Origin of the sequence: Halomonas sp. (genome assembly GCF_033549285.1) — a bacterium.
GTDB lineage: Bacteria > Pseudomonadota > Gammaproteobacteria > Pseudomonadales > Halomonadaceae > Halomonas.
In genome coordinates this window covers 11,960-29,968 of sequence record NZ_JAWSUJ010000014.1, presented here as the reverse complement: position 1 = coordinate 29,968, position 18,009 = coordinate 11,960, and the positions used below count along the sequence as shown (strand labels likewise).

Annotated in this window: 15 protein-coding genes; 10 read left to right on the top strand and 5 right to left on the bottom strand. The window is 66.6% G+C overall.

The window, feature by feature from the left end; all coding sequences use genetic code 11:
* Positions 1–130: 130 nt before the first annotated feature.
* Entirely contained in the window at positions 131–1,372 is a 1,242-nt protein-coding gene (locus SCI24_RS05085) for a uracil-xanthine permease family protein (RefSeq protein ID WP_318724350.1), read from the top strand.
* A gap of 6 nt (positions 1,373–1,378) precedes the next feature.
* Here SCI24_RS05085 and SCI24_RS05080 read toward each other — a convergent pair whose 3' ends face one another.
* Positions 1,379–1,963, bottom strand: coding sequence for a cupin domain-containing protein (locus SCI24_RS05080; protein WP_318724349.1), 585 nt, complete (start codon positions 1,961–1,963; stop codon positions 1,379–1,381).
* 192 nt (positions 1,964–2,155) lie between these two features.
* Here SCI24_RS05080 and mobA point away from each other — a divergent pair, with 192 nt between their 5' ends.
* From mobA to SCI24_RS05045, 7 genes are all read left to right on the top strand, one after another.
* Positions 2,156–2,788, top strand: coding sequence for a molybdenum cofactor guanylyltransferase MobA (gene mobA, locus SCI24_RS05075; RefSeq protein WP_318724348.1), 633 nt, complete (start codon positions 2,156–2,158; stop codon positions 2,786–2,788).
* Complete coding sequence (gene mobB / locus SCI24_RS05070; protein WP_318724347.1) at positions 2,785–3,393, top strand: molybdopterin-guanine dinucleotide biosynthesis protein B; 609 nt, start codon at positions 2,785–2,787, stop codon at positions 3,391–3,393. Before mobA ends, mobB begins: the two co-directional genes overlap by 4 nt.
* A complete protein-coding gene (gene glp / locus SCI24_RS05065; protein ID WP_318724346.1) occupies positions 3,390–4,643 on the top strand; it encodes a gephyrin-like molybdotransferase Glp in 1,254 nt (417 codons plus the stop codon). Before mobB ends, glp begins: the two co-directional genes overlap by 4 nt.
* Positions 4,644–4,656: 13 nt before the next feature.
* Positions 4,657–5,517, top strand: coding sequence for a cyclic pyranopterin monophosphate synthase MoaC (moaC, locus tag SCI24_RS05060; RefSeq protein WP_318724345.1), 861 nt, complete (start codon positions 4,657–4,659; stop codon positions 5,515–5,517).
* 2 nt (positions 5,518–5,519) lie between these two features.
* Positions 5,520–5,975 (top strand): molybdopterin synthase catalytic subunit MoaE, encoded by a 456-nt coding sequence (gene moaE / locus SCI24_RS05055; protein ID WP_318724344.1) that lies wholly within the window; start codon positions 5,520–5,522, stop codon positions 5,973–5,975.
* Positions 5,972–6,964 (top strand): GTP 3',8-cyclase MoaA, encoded by a 993-nt coding sequence (moaA, locus tag SCI24_RS05050; RefSeq protein WP_318724343.1) that lies wholly within the window; start codon positions 5,972–5,974, stop codon positions 6,962–6,964. Before moaE ends, moaA begins: the two co-directional genes overlap by 4 nt.
* 260 nt (positions 6,965–7,224) lie before the next feature.
* On the top strand, positions 7,225–7,515 hold the full coding sequence (locus tag SCI24_RS05045) for an H-NS histone family protein (protein ID WP_133633719.1): 291 nt from the start codon (positions 7,225–7,227) through the stop codon (positions 7,513–7,515).
* 203 nt (positions 7,516–7,718) lie between these two features.
* On the opposite strand, the gene SCI24_RS05040 is transcribed toward SCI24_RS05045, so the two are convergent.
* The 4 genes from SCI24_RS05040 to SCI24_RS05025 all read right to left on the bottom strand — a co-directional run bounded on the left by SCI24_RS05040 (position 7,719) and on the right by SCI24_RS05025 (position 11,717).
* Complete coding sequence (locus tag SCI24_RS05040; RefSeq protein ID WP_412929072.1) at positions 7,719–9,347, bottom strand: ribonuclease J; 1,629 nt, start codon at positions 9,345–9,347, stop codon at positions 7,719–7,721.
* A gap of 169 nt (positions 9,348–9,516) precedes the next feature.
* The gene (locus SCI24_RS05035; protein ID WP_318724341.1) at positions 9,517–10,278 is read right to left on the bottom strand and encodes an amino acid ABC transporter ATP-binding protein; all 762 of its coding nucleotides are present in this window, start codon (positions 10,276–10,278) and stop codon (positions 9,517–9,519) included.
* Positions 10,275–10,949: an amino acid ABC transporter permease gene (locus SCI24_RS05030; RefSeq protein ID WP_318724340.1), complete on the bottom strand. Its 675-nt coding sequence runs from the start codon at positions 10,947–10,949 to the stop codon at positions 10,275–10,277. Before SCI24_RS05030 ends, SCI24_RS05035 begins: the two co-directional genes overlap by 4 nt.
* 9 nt (positions 10,950–10,958) lie before the next feature.
* Positions 10,959–11,717, bottom strand: a complete 759-nt coding sequence (locus SCI24_RS05025) for an amino acid ABC transporter substrate-binding protein (protein WP_318724339.1) — start codon at positions 11,715–11,717, stop codon at positions 10,959–10,961.
* Positions 11,718–12,072: 355 nt separating this feature from the next.
* Here SCI24_RS05025 and SCI24_RS05020 point away from each other — a divergent pair, with 355 nt between their 5' ends.
* A complete protein-coding gene (locus SCI24_RS05020; RefSeq protein ID WP_318724338.1) occupies positions 12,073–16,056 on the top strand; it encodes an EAL domain-containing protein in 3,984 nt (1,327 codons plus the stop codon).
* 132 nt (positions 16,057–16,188) lie between these two features.
* Positions 16,189–17,994: a PHA/PHB synthase family protein gene (locus SCI24_RS05015; RefSeq protein WP_318724337.1), complete on the top strand. Its 1,806-nt coding sequence runs from the start codon at positions 16,189–16,191 to the stop codon at positions 17,992–17,994.
* Positions 17,995–18,009 lie beyond the last annotated feature (15 nt).

Genomic DNA, 18,009 nt, shown 5'->3' with positions numbered 1-18,009 from the left:
GGTCAGCCCTGAGCGATGGCAGCTACTGCGATAGCGCAGCAAAGCGTTGAGGCACGAGAAGCTAAGGGGCAGCCAGGCTGGTAGAATGCCGCGCGACCTGTTTCCCTCGACCTTTCCGGAGCCCTGGACCATGACCGACAACTCGGCGGCGGCCGCCATGCCCACCGACTCCCCGTTACGCACCCTGCTGACCGGGGCGCAGATGCTCTTCGTGGCCTTCGGCGCCCTGGTGCTGGTGCCGCTGCTTACCGGCCTGGATCCCAATGTGGCGCTGTTCACCGCGGGCATCGGCACCCTGATCTTCCATGGCGTGACCCGGGTCAGCGTGCCGGTCTTCCTGGCCTCGTCGTTTGCCTTCATCGCGCCCATCCAGGGCTCGGTGGCGAACTACGGCATTCCCGCCACCCTGGGTGGGCTGATGGCGGCCGGCCTGGTCTATGTGGTGATCTCGCAGTTCGTGCGCCTCAAGGGCACTGCCTGGCTGCATCGGCTGCTGCCCCCGGTGGTGGTGGGGCCGGTGATCATGGTGATCGGCCTGGCACTGGCCCCGGTGGCGGTGGACATGGCCACCGGCGAGACCAGCGAGAACATCGGCTATGGCGCGGCGATCTTCCTCTCCATGGCAAGCCTGCTGGTCACCCTGGTGCTGGCGGTGTTCGGTCGCGGCCTGATCCGCCTGATCCCGATCATGGGCGGTATCGTCACGGGCTATATGCTGGCGCTGGTGATGGGGGTGGTGGACTTCACCCCGGTGCAGGAGTCGGCCTGGCTGTCGCTGCCGTCGTTCACCGCGCCGAGCTTCCACTGGGCGGCGATCCTCTTCATGATCCCGGTCGCCATCGCCCCGGCGGTGGAGCATATCGGCGACATGGTCGCCATCGGCTCGGTGACGCGCAGGAACTACCTGGAGAAGCCCGGCCTGCATCGCACCCTGCTGGGCGATGGCCTGGCCACCACCGCGGCGGCGATTTTCGGCGGACCACCCAATACCACCTACTCCGAGGTCACCGGGGCCGTGACCCTGACCCGTGCCTTCAACCCCCGGATCATGGTGGTCGCCGCCTGCATCGCCATCGTCCTGGCCTTCGTCGGCAAGCTCGGTGCGCTGCTGCAGACCATCCCGGGGCCGGTGATGGGCGGCATCATGACCCTGCTCTTCGGCTCCATCGCCGTGGTGGGCATGAACACCCTGGTGCGGGCGGGCAAGCCGCTCACCGCGCCGCGCAACCTGGTGGTGGTCTCGCTGGTGCTGGTCTTCGGCATCGGCGGCATGCAGTTCGGCAATGGCCAGTTCACCCTCCAGGGGGTCAGCCTCGCCGCCCTGGTGGGCATCGTCCTCAACTGGGTTCTGCCCCGCGCCGAGGAGGAGTGACCCCGCTCAGGCGTGATGCTGCTCCTGGCCCGCGTCGGAGAAGGTCGGCGGGGTGCTGGCGCTGACGATCACGCACTCCTCGTTGCCGGGGTTGCGGAAGCGGTGGGGCAGGCGGGAGTCGAAATAGTAGGCGTCGCCCGCGCCCAGCACCCCCACCTCGCCGTTCACGGTGATCTCGATCTGCCCCGAGATCACCACCCCGCCTTCCTCGCCGTCGTGCTCCAGCATCTCCTCGCCGCTGTCGGCCCCGGGCGGGTAGCGCTCGTGGATGATCGACATGCGCCGGTCGGGGCGTCGGGCGGCGACCAGCCGCCAGGAAAGCCTGCCATCGCCGATATCGGTCAGTTCGTCCCGGCGATAGAAGGGCTGCGGCTGGCTGGGCTCGTCGCCGGCGAAGAAGGCGCTGATCGACACCGGCAGTGCGTCCAGAATCTTCTTCAGCGAGCTCACCGACGGGCTGACGTTGTTTTGCTCGACCAGCGAGATGGTGCTGTTGGTGACGCCGGCCCGTTTGGCCAGTTCTCTCTGTGACAGCCCGCGCGAAAGCCTCAGCTGCTTTAGCCGGGCGCCTACATCGAATGCCTCTTGCATGGATCGGTCCTTACCGCGGTGAATGCCGCATTCGTGGAATATTTTCAACATAGTGTACCTCCTTGGCGGCACGGGGATAAGCCACGGCTTGACCGGCGTCAGGGCAGGGCGCCAGCGTGGACGGCCGGCATGGCACCCGCCGCCTTGCTGAGGCATCATGACTACGACATGACCGATTCGTCAGGAGCGCCAATGATCACCCGAGACGAGCTGACCGGCCTGATCCTGGCCGGCGGCCAGGGGCGCCGGATGGGCGGTCGCGACAAGGGGCTCGAACCCTTCGCCGGACGCCCGCTGGTGGCCCATGTTCGCGAGCGCCTGGCGGGGCGGGTCGCCGAAGTGCTGATCAACGCCAACCGCAATGCCGAGGCCTATGCACCGCTGGCGGACCGCGTGATCCTGGATGCCGAAGGCGGCTTCCAGGGCCCGCTGATGGGCATCTACAGCGGCCTGCGGGCCGCGCACACCCCCTGGTTGCTGGTGGTGCCCTGCGACAGCCCGGCCTTGCCCCATGACCTGGTGGAGCGCCTGGTGGCCGACATCGGCAAGTGCGATATCGCCGTGGCCTTCGACGGCGAGCGACTGCATCCGGTGGTGGCGCTGATCCGCACCGCCCTGGCGGATGACCTGGCGGCGGCCCTGGCCGACGGCGAGCGCAAGATCGACCGCTGGTACGCTCGCCACGCCTGGTGCCGGGTGGACGTCAGCGACTGCCCGGACGCCTTCGCCAACCTCAATACCGATGACGAGAAGCAGCGGCTCGAGCGCGCCCTGAGCGAGGGAGCCTCAGGCCCCGGAGGAAAGAAGGAGCCCCTGAGCCCATGAGCGATGGCGTACCCGAGAGCCTGTCGTTCGACGACGAACTGCCACTGCTCGGCATCGCCGCCTGGAGCGGTACCGGCAAGACCACCCTGCTGGAGCAGCTGCTGCCGCGCCTCGGCGAGCGGGGCCTGCGGGTAGCGGTGATCAAGCATGCCCACCACGCCTTCGATGTCGACCAACCCGGCAAGGACAGCCACCGCCTGCGCCAGGCCGGCGCCTCGCCGATGCTGGTGGCCTCCCGCGCCCGGGTGGCGCTGATGATGGAGACCCCCGGGCGCGAGGAGGCCGATCTCGCCGAGCTCATCGACATGGTGCGCCCCCAGCATCCCGACCTGGTGCTGGTGGAGGGCTTCAAGGCCTGGCCGCTGCCCAAGCTCGAGCTCTATCGCCCCGAGGTGGGCAAGTCGCTGCGCGTCGCCGAGGACCGGTGGGTGCGCGCGGTGGCCAGTGACGCGCGCCTCGCGTTGCCCGAGGGCGTCGAGGCGCTGGACCTCAATGACCTCGAGGCCCTGACCGACTGGATCGCCGCCTGGCCCGCCCGCTGGCCGGCGAGTCAACAGCCCCGCGAGCGTACCCGTGGTGCCCGTGGTGAGAGGGCCGCGCCATGACGCTCTCCTGCTTCGACCTTGGCGAGCGCATGCTGCCGGTGGCGGAGGCGCGGGCCCGTCTGGCCGGCCTCGTCGAGGCGCCGCTGCCCGTCGAACGGGTGGCGCTGGCCGAACTCCACGGCCGAGTGCTTGCAGAAGATGTCGTTTCGCCCATCGACGTGCCCCAGAACACCAATGCCGCCATGGACGGCATCGCCCTGGCCTGGCCAACAGACGACGAGTGGCCCGGCGAGTGGCGAGTGGTCGGCGAGGTGCTGGCCGGCAGCCGCCTCGAGGAGGCGCCGGGAGAGGGCGAGTGCGTACGCATCACTACCGGGGCGCCACTGCCGCCGGGGGCCGATACCGTGATCATGCTCGAGCAGCTCGAGGAGGTAAGCGAGACGGTGGTGGTGCACCAAGCGGAGCGCGTCAGGCGTGGCCAGCATGTGCGCCAGGCCGGCGAGGACATAGCCCGGGGCCAGACGGCGCTGCGTGCCGGGACCCGGCTGGGGGCAGCCGAGCTGGGCCTGCTGGCCTCCCTGGGTCTGATTGATGCGAGCGTGCATCGTCGCCCGCGGGTGGCGATCTTCTCCACCGGCGACGAGGTCACCGCTCCGGGGGAGGCGCTGCCCCCGGCGGGCATCTTCGATGCCAACCGCCATACCCTGGCCGGCCTGCTGGCCGAGCAGGGCGCCGAGACGATCGACCTGGGCATCCTCCCCGACGACCGGGAGGCCATGGTCGCTGCCCTGGACGATGCCGCCGGGCGGGCCGACATGGTGATCACCAGCGGCGGCGTGTCGGTGGGCCATGCCGACTTCACCCGCGCGGCGCTGGAAGCGGTCGGCCGCCTGGCCTTCTGGCGCATCGCCATCCGTCCCGGGCGCCCGCTGGCCTGTGGCCTGCTGGGGGAGCGGGGCGTGCCCTTCCTGGGGCTGCCCGGCAACCCGGTGGCCGTGATGGTCACCTTCCTGCAATTCGTGGCGCCGCTGCTGTCCAAGCTGCAGGGAAGGCCGGAGCAGGAGCCCGTGCGCCTTGTCGCCATCGCCGACGAGGCCCTGAAGAGTCGTCTTGGGCGCACCGACTTCCTGCGCGGCCGCTACCACGCCGACGCCGAGGGCCGCCTGCATGTGCGCAGCACCGGCGCCCAGGGCTCCGGGATCCTCTCCTCGATGGTGGCGGCCAACTGCCTGATCGAGCTCACCGACGACCGCGAGGGGGCGGCCCCGGGCGAGACGGTGAGCATCCAACCCCTTCATCGACTGCCATGAGACGCTGACCCCCATGCCTCTGTCCAACCCGTCCCTGACCCATCTCAACGCCCGCGGCGAGGCCCACATGGTCGACGTCGCCGACAAGCCGGAGAGCCGCCGCGAGGCCAGCGCCTCGGGCCTTATCCGCATGCAGCCCGAGACCCTGGCGCTGCTTTCCGAGGGTGGCCTGCCCAAGGGCGACGTGCTGGCAACGGCGCGCATCGCCGGCATCCAGGCCGCCAAGCGCACCCACGAGCTGATCCCGCTCTGCCATGCCTTGGCACTGTCGAAGGTCGCCATCGACTTCGAGCTCGACGAGCCCGAGTCCTGTGTCCATGTCACCGCCACCTGCCGCCTCAACGGGCGGACCGGGGTGGAGATGGAGGCCTTGACCGCGGTCTCGGTGGCCTGCCTGACCCTTTATGACATGTGCAAGGCCGTGGACAAGGGCATGGAGATCGGCGCCATCCACCTCGACACCAAGACCGGCGGCAAGTCCGGTGACTACCGTCGCGACGAGGCCCGGGGGGAGCGAGCAGTGACCCCCTCCGTCATCGAGTCCGCCCCGTCGCCCATCGTTACCGGCGAAGGGACCTCCGGTGAGGTCTCGGTGGGGCAGCGTTGCGACATTGCCGCGCCCTGCATCCGCGTCAAGTGCCTGGCCGAGCTGCGCGAGCGCCTCGGGGTCGGCGATGTCTCGGTGCCGGTCGACCGCCTGCCGAGCTCCGACGTGGCCGGCCTCAAGACAGCGCTCAAGGCCCTGGATCCGCGCTTCGAGGGCCTCGACCAGGGGCGCGTGCTGTGCGCCGTCAATCAGGTGATGGCCGGCGATGCCACGCCGCTGACCGACAACGACGAGGTCGCCTTCTTCCCCCCGGTGACCGGAGGCTAGCGATGATCCGCGTGCAGGAAAGCGTCTTCGATGCGGGCGTTGAACAGCGCGCCCTGCTCGAGGGGCGCAGCGACATCGGAGCGGTGGTGAGCTTCACCGGCCTGGTGCGTGACTTCAACGAGCGCCCCGAGGTCCAGGCGCTGACCCTGGAACACTATCCGGGCATGACCGAGGCAGCCCTCGGCGAGATCGTCGAGCAGGCCGAGTCCCGTTGGCCACTTCAGGGCGTGACCGTGATCCACCGGATTGGACGCCTCACGCCTGCAGACCCTATCGTGTTGGTAGTGGTCGCCAGCGCGCATCGACGCGCCGCCTTCGAGGCGTGCGACTTCATCATGGATTACCTCAAGACCCGCGCCCCTTTCTGGAAGAAGGAGCACACCGCCAGCGGGGACTACTGGGTTTCGGAGCGCGACGGGGACCATCATGATGCCCGTCGCTGGGAGATGTCTTCATGACCGATGAGCTGATCGACGACTTCGGCAGACGAGTGCGCTATGTGCGCATCTCGGTCACCGATCGCTGCGATTTCCGCTGCGTCTACTGCATGAGCGAGGAGATGACCTTCCTGCCGCGTGCCCAGGTGCTGACCCTGGAGGAGCTGGCGATGGTCGCCCGGGCCTTCACCGAGATGGGCGTGGAGAAGGTCCGCCTGACCGGGGGCGAGCCCCTGGTGCGGCGTGACATCGATCGCCTCGTCGCGGATATCGGCGCGCTGCCGGGGCTCAAGGATTTCGCCATGACCACCAATGGCGCGAGCCTGCCCAAGTTCGCCTCTCGCCTGCGCGAGGGGGGGCTCAAGCGTCTCAATATCAGCCTCGACTCCCTGGATCCCGACCGCTTCCGTCGGCTCACCCGCACCGGCGACCTGCACAAGGTCATCGACGGCATTCGTGCCGCGCGGGACGCCGGGTTCGAGCGCATCAAGCTCAATGCCGTGATCCTCAAGGGGCGCAACGATGACGAGGTCTTGGATCTCGTCGACTTCGCCCGTGACGAGGGCCTCGACATCAGCTTCATCGAGGAGATGCCGCTGGGCGACGTGTCGGACCACTCCCGTGCCGAGACCTTCTGTTCCAGCGACGAGGTGCAGGAGCGGATCGAGGCCCGCCACGAACTGATTCCCACCACCGAGTCGACGCTCGGTCCCTCGCGCTACTTCATGATGCCCGACAGCGATTCCCGGGTCGGCTTCATCTCGCCCCACAGCCACAACTTCTGCGACACCTGCAACAGGGTTCGCGTCACCGTCGAAGGCCGCCTGCTGCTGTGCCTCGGCAACGAGCACTCCGTGGACCTGCGCGCCGTGCTGCGCCGTTACCCCGGCGATATCGAGGCGCTCAAGCAGGCCATCGTGCGTGCCATGCCGCTCAAGCCCGAGCGCCATCACTTCACCACCGATGGCGACGTCCAGGTGGTCCGCTTCATGAACATGACCGGCGGCTGAGCCGTTACCCCAGCCGGCTGAAAGCCGGCATCAGCGCACTACGGGCGACATCCAGATGTCGCCCGTTTGCTTGTGGGTGAGGGAAATCCAGCCGGCATTTCTCGAATCCCGCTCGGCTGTCTGCCTCGGCGCGCGGCAATTTTCCCTTTCTTTCTGTCGATTTTTCCCGCGACTTTTCTTGCCAATGTCACGCGAGTGCATATACTTTTGACGTGTCATTACACAACGCAACCGTCCAAATTTCGGCATGGAGACCGCCAATGTCCAGCGAATCCCTGGAGCGCATCGCCCGCAACAAGAACGTGGCTCGTGCCGCGGCACGCCAGCTGAGCATGGAACAGCTCCACAAGCTGGCCGAGGTCATCGGTGAGGTGATCGAGCAGAAGAAGGACGAGGAAGTACAGCGCCAGGAAGAGGAAGCCGAGAAGGCCAGGAAACTCGCCGAGATCCGCGAACAGATCAATGAAGCCGGCCTTTCCCTGGATGACCTGGTGACCGAACAGCCCAAGCGCAAGCGCGGTCGTCCGCCGAAGAATGCCAGCAAGGCTTGATGTTTTAGAGTTCGGCTTTCATGGCGAATTACCGTTTGCCTGTCTTTCGCGGTGCAAGTCGAAGCGTCGAACCTCCAATCCGTCGGTTCCTACTGATGATCTGAACCTGGTGTGGGAGCCGTGCTTGCACGGCGATTGGCTGCCGATTCTCGCTCTTCGCGGTGCAAGCACCGTTCCTACTAATGACCTGAGACTTCTCCGTTCTACCTCCCCAGCATCTCGGCTTCCACCGCCAGTATCTGCAGGTGTACCTCGGGTACCCGGTGCAGGTGGTCGGCGAGCCAGCCGAGCAGCCTCGGCTGCAGGGCGAGGCGCAATTCCGCCAGGGAGTCCACCCGGATCTCCTCCAGGCAATCATCCAGCCAGTCGGCGAAGGCGGTCTCGTCCATGGGGCTCGTCTGGCTGGCGTCCAGCATAAGCCGGCCGATGCGGGTCCAGCCGGTGGCGGTGGCGGCCACCGAGATGGCCAGATAGAGACTGCCATGGCGTGAGCGGTTGCCCCCGTCGCCGCTGCCCAGGCCGGGCAGGGCGGAGACCGCATCCTGGCTGACGATATGCGGCTGCTGCGGGTGGCGCGCCTCCAGGGATAGCCCGTCGGCATCCAGGCGGATCAGGTCACCGTTGACCGGCGCCAGTGGCGCCTTTATGCCGAGCTCCTCGGCCAGGGCCTGGTGGGCCTGCTGGTGGCGAGGTTCGCCATGCACCGGCAGCAGATGGCGAGGCTTCACCCAGCCATAGAAGGTGCGCAGCTCGTCCTGGGCCGGGTGGCCCGAGGCATGCAGCTCGGGGTGATTCTCGTCGTCGAGGATGGCCACGCTGAAGTGCTTGAGGCCGCGTTTCAGCCGCTCGATCAGTCGCTCGTTACCGGGGATGGCCTTGGCGGAGAAGATCACCGTATCGTCGGCCATCAGCTCGAAATGGGGGTGACGCCCCCGGGAGAGACGCGACAGCGCGGCCCGCGGCTCGCCCTGGCTGCCGGTGGCGATCACCAGCACTTCCTCCGGCGGCAGGTAGCCGAGATCGCTCACCGGCACCAGCGGCGGCAGGTCGTCCAGGTAGCCGAGCTGGCGTGCCACGCCCACCATGCGCTCCATGGAGCGCCCCATCAGGCTGACCCGGCGCCCGCAGCGCTCGGCCGCGCGGCCGATGGCCAGCACCCGTGCCAGGTTGCTGGCGAAGCAGCTCACCACCACGCGTCCCTCGCAGCGGGCGATGGCGTGGGTCAGCGCCTCGGCCACCTCGCCCTCGCTGCGCGAGTGGCCGGGCAGCGGCGCATTGGTGGAGTCGCCCACCACCAGGTCCACGGGCGCAATGGCGCGGAAGGTCGCGGCCGAGATCGGCGGCCCGATCAGCGGCTCGGGATCGAGCTTCCAGTCCCCGGTGTGCAGCACCCGATGCTCGCCGGCGGCGATCAGCAGCGCGCAGCTCTCCGGAATCGAGTGGGTCAGCGGCAGGAAGCGCAGGGTGAAGGGGCCGGTTTCCAGTGCCTCGCCGGGCTCGATGACCTGTATGGCGTCCGTGGCCAGCCCGCGCTCGGCGAACTTGGCCCGCAGCAGGCCGGCAGCCAGCGGGGTGGCGTGGATCGGACAGCCCCACCTCGGCCACAGCCAGGCCGCGGCCCCGATATGGTCCTCGTGGCCGTGGGTGATGATCAGCGCCCGAGGACGGATCGACAGCGTCTCCAGGGTGGAGAGGTCCGGGACCTGGAGCGGGTTATCCGGGAGGTCCTGGCGGATCATCATGCCGCAGTCCACGGCGATCCAGTCAGCCTCGTGGCCCCTCTCTCCATGCCCCCTCTCTTCACGACCCAGGCCATAGAGGCTGAGGTTCATGCCGATCTCGCCGCAGCCGCCCAGCGGCAGGAAGTGCAGGGGAGGGCGGCGGCGAGGGCGGATCTGGACGCGTGGCTGTGGCATCGAGGAGGGCGTGGGCCTGGAAGAGTGTACGAACACTATACGGGAAGCCCGCCGGGGCCCACAACGCGGCCATCAGGCATTCGGATTAGGAAGGTGTGTCCAGTGATACCTGTGTCGCCAGCACCTTGCGCAGGAAGTCCCGGGTGCGGGGATCCTTGGGCGAGCCGAAGAGCTGGCCGGGCGGCCCCTGCTCGACGATGCGACCGCCTTCCATGAAGATCACCCGGTCCGCCACGTCCCGGGCGAAGCTCATCTCGTGGGTGACCACCAGCATGGTCTGGCGCTCACGGGCGAGCTGCTTCATCAGGCCCAGGACCTCCTCGACCCACTCCGGGTCCAGCGAGGAGGTCGGCTCGTCGAAGAGGATCACCTCGGCCTGGGCCGCCATGGCGCGGCCGATGCCCACTCGCTGCTGCTGGCCACCGGACAGGGAAGCGGGGTAGGCATCGGCCTTGTCGGCGAGGCCAATGCGCTCCAGGATCTCCCTGGCCCGCGCATGGGCCTTCGCCTTCGGCCAGCGATTGACCACGATCAGTCCCTCGGCGATGTTCTCCAGCGCCGTCTTGTTGGCGAACAGCGCATAGTTCTGGAACACGAAGGCCGTGCGCCGCCGTGCCGTCAGGATGTCGGCCCGGCTGGCCCGGGTGACGTCGACGTCCAGGTCGCCGATGGTCAGCCGCCCCGCATCCGGCCGCTCGAGGAAGTTCAGGCAGCGCAGCAGTGTCGACTTGCCGGTCCCTGACGGGCCGATCACCACGATGATCTCGCCCTGCTCGATGGCCAGGTCGATGCCGTCGAGCACGGCGGTCCCGCCGAAGCGCTTGATGAGTCCCTCTACCTTGATCATCGGCGATAGGCCTCGTTGAGTCGGGTTTCCAGGCGCCGCTGGAACCAGGCCAGCAGCTCGACGATCACCCAGTAGAAGATCGCCACGGTGATGAAGGCCTCGAAGTAGAGGAAGCTGCCGGCGGCCTCCTTCTGGGTGGCGCCCATCAGCTCGGTGACCCCCAGGGTGAAGGCCAGGGAGGTGGCCTTGATCATGTCGATGAAGTAGTTCATCAGCGTCGGCACCGCCACGCGCGTGGCCTGGGGCAGCACGATGCGCCGCATCAGCTGGCCGTTGGTCATGCCGATGGAGAGTGCCGCCTCCGTCTGGCTGCGATCGACCCCGACGATGGCGGCGCGGATGGATTCCGCCATGTAGGCCGAGAAGTGCAGGGTCAGGCCCATGATGGTGGCGGTGATGCCGTTGATCTGGGTCAGGAAGGCCAGCAGCTGGGGCAAGCCGTAGTAGAACAGGAACAGCTGCACCAGCAGCGGCGTGCCGCGGAAGAAGGAGATGAACAGCAGGGTGGCGGCGTTCAGGCCCGGGATGCGCAGCACGCGGATCACGGCGAGGCCGCAGGCCAGCACCAGGGCCAGCGCCATTCCCACGGCGGCCATCTGCAGGGTCAGCGGCAGGTAGCGCAGCAGGATGGGCACCAGCCCCAGCATGTAGTCGAGGTCGAGCACGCGCATGGCAGCGCCTTACGGGCGAGTGATGTCGGTGCCGAACCACGCTTCCGAGATGGCCGTGAGTTCGCCCGACTCGCGCAGGCTGGAAAGCGCGGCGTCGACGCGGTCACGCAGGGCGCGGTCCTCCTCGGTGTCGCGGAAGGGCAGGGCATTGCGGATCTCGGAGAAGGGCTGGCCGGCCAGCGCCAGGGGCAGCGGCTTCTCCTTGATCACCTGGCTGGCACTCACTCTGTCCATGACGAAGGCATCGACGCGGCCCAGGGCGGTGTCCTGCTCGATGTTGCTCTCGTAGGTGCGGATGTCGATCTCGTCGGCGTAGGGCAGCTCGCGCAGCAACTGCTCGTAGTTGGAGCCGAGGTTGACGGCAACGGTCCTGCCCTTCAGGTCCTCGACGCCCTCGATCTCCTCGTTGCCTTCCCGGACCACGACCTGGGCGCCGTCGTAGACGTAGGGCTCGGTGAAGGCGTACTTGGCGGCCCGCTCTTCGGTGATGGTGATCTGGTTGGCGATGGTGTCGATCCGGCCGGACTCTAGCATGCCGAACAGCCCCGAGAAGTTCGCCGTGACGAACTCGACCTCGACGTCCAACTCCTTGGCCACGGCCTCCATGACATCCACCTCGAAGCCCTGGAGCTTGTCCTGCTCGACGAAGGTGAAGGGGAAGTAGCCGCCGGACATGCCGACCTTGATGGCGTGCTCATCGGCCTGGGCCAGGCCGCCGGCGGTCATCAGGCCCGCGGCCAGGGCGGTAAGGGCTATGCGCTTGAGCATAAGGTTGCTCCTGTGGTTTCGCTGAAATGAGGGAAGACGTCACGGGGTTCGTGATGTCTTTGGGAAAATACACTAGAGAATAAGAAAGCGTTTTTCCAATAGCCTTTGGTTATTAGTCGAGTGGGCAGCTGCCGACACATCCTTCCGGTTGGCAATCGCCCCTGCCCGACCGGACGGATGCCGACAACAGCATGGCTCGGGAGTGGTAAGCTGAGGACTCTCAGCCTATTGGATGAGACTAGATGCTGGTGTTCCCAAGCGTAGCACCGCACCATCTTGAGCACCGCGACAAGGAGGCCACTGGAGCGGGCTGTTCCAGATACCTCGTTGACCACGCGCAGGGAGCACCCCGTTCATGCCGTTCAAGACCCGCGATATCGCCCTGGATAGCTGGCTGCTGATGGTGTCGGTGGCCTTTGTGCTGATGGGGCTGGCCGGGATGCTGGAGTGGGTACACTTCCCCCCGCAAACGCTGCTGGCCCCTGATGCCTCGCTGGCCGCCATGTTGTCCGGTGTTGGCCTGCTGGCCGTGGTGCAGCGCTGGCAGCGCACGCGCCTTCTGGCAGGTAGCGGCTTGCTGGCCTTGATGGGCTATACCCTGCTGCACAATGCCGTATTCGGTGGGAGCCAGGCGGGCGTCTCCTGGCTCTCCGGGGAGCCGCGGGTTTCCTCCCTCCTGGCCTTCCTGCTGGTGGTGGTGGCCGCCTGTCTATTGGCGGCGTGCGAGCGGAAGGCGCTGCGCCGGCTGTGGCAGGTGTGCGGGTGCCTGCTGCTGCTCTTAGGGCTCGTCGTGCTGGGGATGATGCTCATCGTCTCGGCGCATGGTTCGGGGTGGATGGCGATGACCTCATCTCCGCTGGTGGTGGCCCTGTTCGCGCTGATGTTTGGCAGCGCCATGCTGGCGGCGAGTGCCAGGACGGTGAAGCGACAGCTCAAGCTGGGAAGGGCGGCCGTCATGGCAGGCCTGGCCGGGGTGATGGCCAGCAGTCTGGCGTGGTACCTGCTTGGCTGGCAGCAGCAACAGCGGCTCGACCAGCAGGCGGAGCATCTGCTCGACAACGTTCGTCTCAATGCCGAGCAGGTGATGAGGTCGCACCTGATGCTGATGCAGCGCATGGCGGAGCGGCTGGATGCCTCCGTTCTTGGCCTGGAACCCGCCGTGCTGAATCGCGATGCGGACAACTACCTGCGTGATACCCCCAGCCTCGAGGTCATCGGCCTGCTGGGCAGCGACCAGGACATGCTCTGGCATCGGGCGCGCAGCGACGAGGCACGGCGCTGGCTGGCGCAATGGCTGGATGCCACGCGCGTAAGCGACTGGCTGGACATGCCCTTTCCCCAGCCTCGCATGATCGTGCCCGATAACAGCGCCCCGGGTCTGGCGATCATGGCGATCGCGGTACCGCGTCGCAACCAGCAGCTGGTCGTTGTGCTGGACATGGCGACGCTCCTGGCCCGTGGGCTGCGCCTTCAACTGGGCGGCTTCCAGGTCAATCTCTCCCGTGATGACGAGGTGCTCCTCTCCCTGGCGGCACCGGGCAGGGTCCCACGTGATGTGACGCAATCCCCACCCTTTGCGGCACGCCACATCGGTCTGCCGGGCGGACCGATGCTCAGCCCCTCCGTGCACCCCGCGTCCCAGGCGAGTTGGCTGCAGGCCGCTATCGTGCCCTCAGCCGTTGGTCTTGGCGGGTTGACGCTGACCTATCTGCTGGTCTTCAGCCTGGGGATGGTCCGCCTGGTCCTGGGGCACTCCCGGCAGCTGATGGCGGCGCGGGTCCAACTCGAACAACAGCAATCCATCCAGGCGATGATTGCCGAGGAAGTCCCGCTCAGTGAGACCCTCGACGCCATCTGCCTCATGCTCGAGGGTCAGCTGCACGAAAGGTTATGCTCGATCATGCTGGCCGACGGCGAAGGCCGAGAGCTGCGCCTGGTGGCGGGGAAGAGTCTGCCGGTGGGCTACCGGGAGTCGATCGGCGCGATTCCCATCGGCGCCGGCATGGGCGCCTGTGGCAGCTCGGCCCATGGCCGTGAAGTGGTGGTTTGTGAGGACCTCGCCCATGACCCCCGCTGGAAGGGATTCAGGACCCTGGCCACGAAGGAGGGACTCAGGGCCTGCTGGTCCTTTCCGGTGATCGCCAGTGATGGCCGGTTGCTGGGTACCTTTGCGACCTACTATCGGCGGCCGGCCAGGCCGGACGCTGCCGAACTGGAAATGACGCGTCAGGCCGTGGATCTGGTGGCGCTGGCGGTGGAGCGCGAGCAGGACCGGCGTTCGTTATGGGAGAGCGAGCAGCGCTACCGCTCGCTCTTCGCCTATAACCCGGATGCGGTGTTTTCACTGGATCTGCGGGGACACTTCGTCACGGCCAATGAGCATTGCGCTGCGCTGACCGGCTTCCCCGTCGATCAGATCCTGGGCGCGCACTTTTCGCAATTCCTGAGGCCTGACGACCTGGCGCATATTCAGCAGAAATTCGAGATCACCGCGGCCGGCGACCCCTGCCGCTACGAACTGCAGATTCCTCATCGGGATGGCAAGGTCCGCCGCCTGGATATCACCAACCTGCCGATCGTGGTCGACGAGCGCATCCAGGGAGTCTACGGCATCGCCAAGGACGTGACCCAGCGCCGGGAACACGAGACCCGTCTGCGGATCCTCGAGCGTGGCGTGGAGGCCAGCGTCAACGGGGTGCTGATCGCCGACGCAGGCGAGCCCGACCTGCCGATCATCTATGCCAACGACGCCTTCCAGCGCATGACCGGCTACACGCGCGACGAGATCATCGGCCGCAATTGTCGCTTCCTGCAGGGTACCGAGACCGACATGGCGGTGGTGCAGCAGGTTCGCCAGCAGCTGGCGCAACAGCGCGAGGTGCATGTCACCCTGTGCAATTATCGCAAGGATGGCACCTCCTTCTGGAACGATCTCTACATTGCCCCGGTGCGCGACGAGGAGGGGCAGGTCACCCACTATGTGGGCATCCAGCATGATATCTCCGAACGCAAGGCCTATGAGGCCCGCCTGGCCTACCACGCCAGCCACGATGCCCTGACCGGATTGGCCAACCGCGCGCTGCGCGAGGATCGGCTGGTCCATGATTTCGAGCTGGCCAGGCGTCAGGGGCATCGGCTGGCGGTGCTCTTCGTCGACCTCGACGAGTTCAAGCCGATCAACGACAGCCTGGGGCATGCCATCGGGGACCAGCTGCTGCTGGGGGTCTCGCAGCGTCTCTCCGCGGCGATGCGCGCGGGTGACACCCTGGCGCGCCTGGGCGGCGACGAGTTCGTGGTGCTGCTGCCGGATCTGCACGATGAGGAGCAGGCGCTGCAGGTGGCAGAGCGGCTCCTGGCGCTCATTGCACGGCCCTATCGGGTCGGCGAGCATGAGCTTTCGCTCTCCTGCAGCATCGGCATCGCCATCAGCAATGCGGAGCTCTCCCAGCCCAACGAGCTCATCCAGCAGGCGGACATGGCCATGTACCTCGCCAAGCAGCAAGGGCGCAATGCCTACCATTGGTTCACGCCCGAGATCACCCATCGGCTGGGCGATCGCGTCGCGCTGCGCAATGAGCTCCAGGAGGCGATCGATGTGCAGGCCTTCGAGCTGCACTATCAGCCGCTGATCGATCGCCAGGGGCGGGTCGTGGGCGTGGAGGCACTGTTGCGCTGGCCAAACCCCCTGCGCGGCTATGTCTCGCCCGCTCAGTTCATTCCCCTGGCCGAGGAGACCGGCCAGATCATCCCGATCAGCGAGTGGGTACTCTCGAGAGCCTGCCATGACCTGCGAATGCTCGACGAGGCAGGGCAGGGCATCCTGAACGTCGCCATCAATCTCTCGCCGCTGCAGTTCCATCGCTCGAGCTTTCTGGGCAACCTGCGTCAGACCCTGGCCGTTACCGGGTTACCGGCACCGAAACTGTCGTTGGAGCTGACCGAAGGTGTGCTGATGAACGATACCGAGGGTGCCATCGACATCCTGCATGCCCTCAGGGACATGGGCGTGTGCGTCGCGATCGACGACTTCGGGACCGGCTTTTCCAGCCTCAGCTACCTCAAGCACCTGCCCATCGACACGGTGAAGATCGACCGCAGCTTCGTCAGTGAGGTCACCCACAGCGAGGAGGACGCCGCGATCATCCAGGGCATCATCTCCATGGCACACCACCTGGGGCTGAAGGTGGTCGCCGAAGGCATCGAGCATGAGGAGCAGCACGACTGGCTGATGACCCATGGCTGCGATCTCTTCCAGGGCTTTTACCTTGCGCGTCCCATGCCCCTGGAGCGCCTGATCGAATTCCTCGACGCCACCCAACCGGTTTCCGCGGGGGAGTAGGGGAGTCGCTCTGGACGGCGACAAGGTGTCATGATGCGGTGCAGTATCTGCTAGGCTGCAGGGCATCAGTGCCATGAAGGGTAGCCACGGCGCTGCTGTTGGCCATTTTCGTTGTTGAAGGGGGGCAGGGCGATGACCGAAGAGAGTCGGACGATATCCCGCGGCGCAGAAGACCTTGCGTGTCCGCCACCCCCGCCCGAGCAGGAACGGCCGAATCCGGGGTTCTATCCCACCCATGCCCTCGACCGCGCCTTCAAGGCGAACCTGGCGCGGATGACCGCGGGCATCACCCCGGCGGGGGTCGTCAGCGTCTACTTCGAATGGCTGGCGCACCTCGCACTGTCGCCGGGCAAGCAGGTAGAGCTCAGCGAGAAGGCCCTGCGCAAGAGCCTGCGTCTGGGCCATTACGTCAGTCGTGTCGCCAGCGACCCGGCGGCCAGCCCCTGTATCCAGCCCATGGCGCAGGACAAGCGTTTCGCGGATGAGGCGTGGCAGCAGTGGCCGTACAACGTCATCTATCAGTCCTTTCTGCTGACCCAGCAGTGGTGGCACAACGCCACGACCGATGTCGAGGGCCTGTCCCCGCCTCGCGAACGGGTGGTCAACTTCATGACCCGTCAGCTGCTGGACCACTGGTCGCCATCCAACCTGCCCTGGCTGAATCCGGAGGTGATCTCGGCCACGCTGCAGTCAGGCGGCATGAACCTGGTGGATGGCTGGCAGAACCTCCTCGAGGACGGGGAACGCAACATCTCGGGCAAGCCGCCGATAGGCGCCGAGCGATTTTCTATCGGCGAGAACCTGGCCGTCACTCCCGGCAAGGTGGTCTATCGTAATCGGTTGATCGAGTTGATCCAGTACTCGCCCACGACGTCACAGGTCCATGCCGAGCCGGTGCTGATCGTGCCGGCCTGGATCATGAAGTACTACGTGCTCGACCTGGCCCCCGGCAAGTCGCTGGTGGAATACCTGGTGGATCAGGGTCATACGGTATTCATGATCTCCTGGCGCAATCCGGACTCGGAGGATCGCGACCTGAGCCTGGAAGACTACCGCCGGCTTGGCCCCATGGCGGCACTGGACGTGGTGACCGCGATTACCGGCCAGCCCAGGGTGCATGGCCTGGGCTACTGTCTGGGCGGGACCCTGCTGTCGATTGCCGCGGCGGGCATGGCGCGTGACGGTGACGAGCGACTAGCCTCGCTCACCACCCTGGCCACCCAGGTGGACTTCACCGAGGCGGGCGAGCTGATGCTATTCGTCGGCGAGAGCCAGGTGTCCTATCTCGAGAACATGATGTGGGACCAGGGGTATCTGGACGGCTACCAGATGGCCGGCGCCTTCCAGATCCTGCGTTCCAACGACCTGGTCTGGTCGCGCATGGTGCATGACTACCTGCTGGGCAAGCGGCAGCCGATGAACGCACTCATGGCCTGGAACGCCGATATCACGCGCATGCCTTATCGCATGCATTCCGACTACCTGCGCTCCCTGTTCCTGAACAACGACCTGGCCAGTGGTCGCTATCAGGTGGATCATCGACCCATTGCGATTCAGGACATCCGGGTGCCCGTGTTGGCGGTGGGGACGACCAAGGATCACGTCGCCCCTTGGGAGTCGGTCTACAAGATTCATCTGCTGACCGATGCCGAGGAGGTGACCTTCCTGCTCACCAACGGCGGACATAACGCGGGCATCGTCAGCGAGCCACAGCACCCACACCGGCGTTACCAGATGCGAACCCAGCGTCAGGGCGAGCCCTACCTGGACCCGGAAACCTGGCAGCAGATTGCCCCGGAACACGAAGGCTCCTGGTGGCCGGCCTTTCAGGATTGGCTGGTCTCGCATTCGTCCGGCCAGATCTCGCCGCCCCCGACGGGCAGCGAGCGCTTTCCGCCCCTCGAAGACGCCCCGGGCAGCTACGTGCGCCAGTCCTGAGCCTCATGGGTCCCT

What these genes read in the sequence shown, in the direction of transcription:
- moaA (WP_318724343.1), top strand. Translation starts at nt 5,972, where the DNA reads ATGACCGATGAGCTGATCGACGACTTCGGCAGACGAGTGCGCTATGTG.
- SCI24_RS05020 (WP_318724338.1), top strand. Translation starts at nt 12,073, where the DNA reads ATGCCGTTCAAGACCCGCGATATCGCCCTGGATAGCTGGCTGCTGATG.
- SCI24_RS05040 (WP_412929072.1), bottom strand. Translation starts at nt 9,347, where the DNA reads ATGAACCTCAGCCTCTATGGCCTGGGTCGTGAAGAGAGGGGGCATGGA.
- SCI24_RS05035 (WP_318724341.1), bottom strand. Translation starts at nt 10,278, where the DNA reads ATGATCAAGGTAGAGGGACTCATCAAGCGCTTCGGCGGGACCGCCGTG.
- moaC (WP_318724345.1), top strand. Translation starts at nt 4,657, where the DNA reads ATGCCTCTGTCCAACCCGTCCCTGACCCATCTCAACGCCCGCGGCGAG.
- SCI24_RS05080 (WP_318724349.1), bottom strand. Translation starts at nt 1,963, where the DNA reads ATGCAAGAGGCATTCGATGTAGGCGCCCGGCTAAAGCAGCTGAGGCTT.
- mobA (WP_318724348.1), top strand. Translation starts at nt 2,156, where the DNA reads ATGATCACCCGAGACGAGCTGACCGGCCTGATCCTGGCCGGCGGCCAG.
- mobB (WP_318724347.1), top strand. Translation starts at nt 2,785, where the DNA reads ATGAGCGATGGCGTACCCGAGAGCCTGTCGTTCGACGACGAACTGCCA.
- SCI24_RS05015 (WP_318724337.1), top strand. Translation starts at nt 16,189, where the DNA reads ATGACCGAAGAGAGTCGGACGATATCCCGCGGCGCAGAAGACCTTGCG.
- moaE (WP_318724344.1), top strand. Translation starts at nt 5,520, where the DNA reads ATGATCCGCGTGCAGGAAAGCGTCTTCGATGCGGGCGTTGAACAGCGC.
- SCI24_RS05030 (WP_318724340.1), bottom strand. Translation starts at nt 10,949, where the DNA reads ATGCGCGTGCTCGACCTCGACTACATGCTGGGGCTGGTGCCCATCCTG.
- SCI24_RS05085 (WP_318724350.1), top strand. Translation starts at nt 131, where the DNA reads ATGACCGACAACTCGGCGGCGGCCGCCATGCCCACCGACTCCCCGTTA.
- glp (WP_318724346.1), top strand. Translation starts at nt 3,390, where the DNA reads ATGACGCTCTCCTGCTTCGACCTTGGCGAGCGCATGCTGCCGGTGGCG.
- SCI24_RS05045 (WP_133633719.1), top strand. Translation starts at nt 7,225, where the DNA reads ATGTCCAGCGAATCCCTGGAGCGCATCGCCCGCAACAAGAACGTGGCT.
- SCI24_RS05025 (WP_318724339.1), bottom strand. Translation starts at nt 11,717, where the DNA reads ATGCTCAAGCGCATAGCCCTTACCGCCCTGGCCGCGGGCCTGATGACC.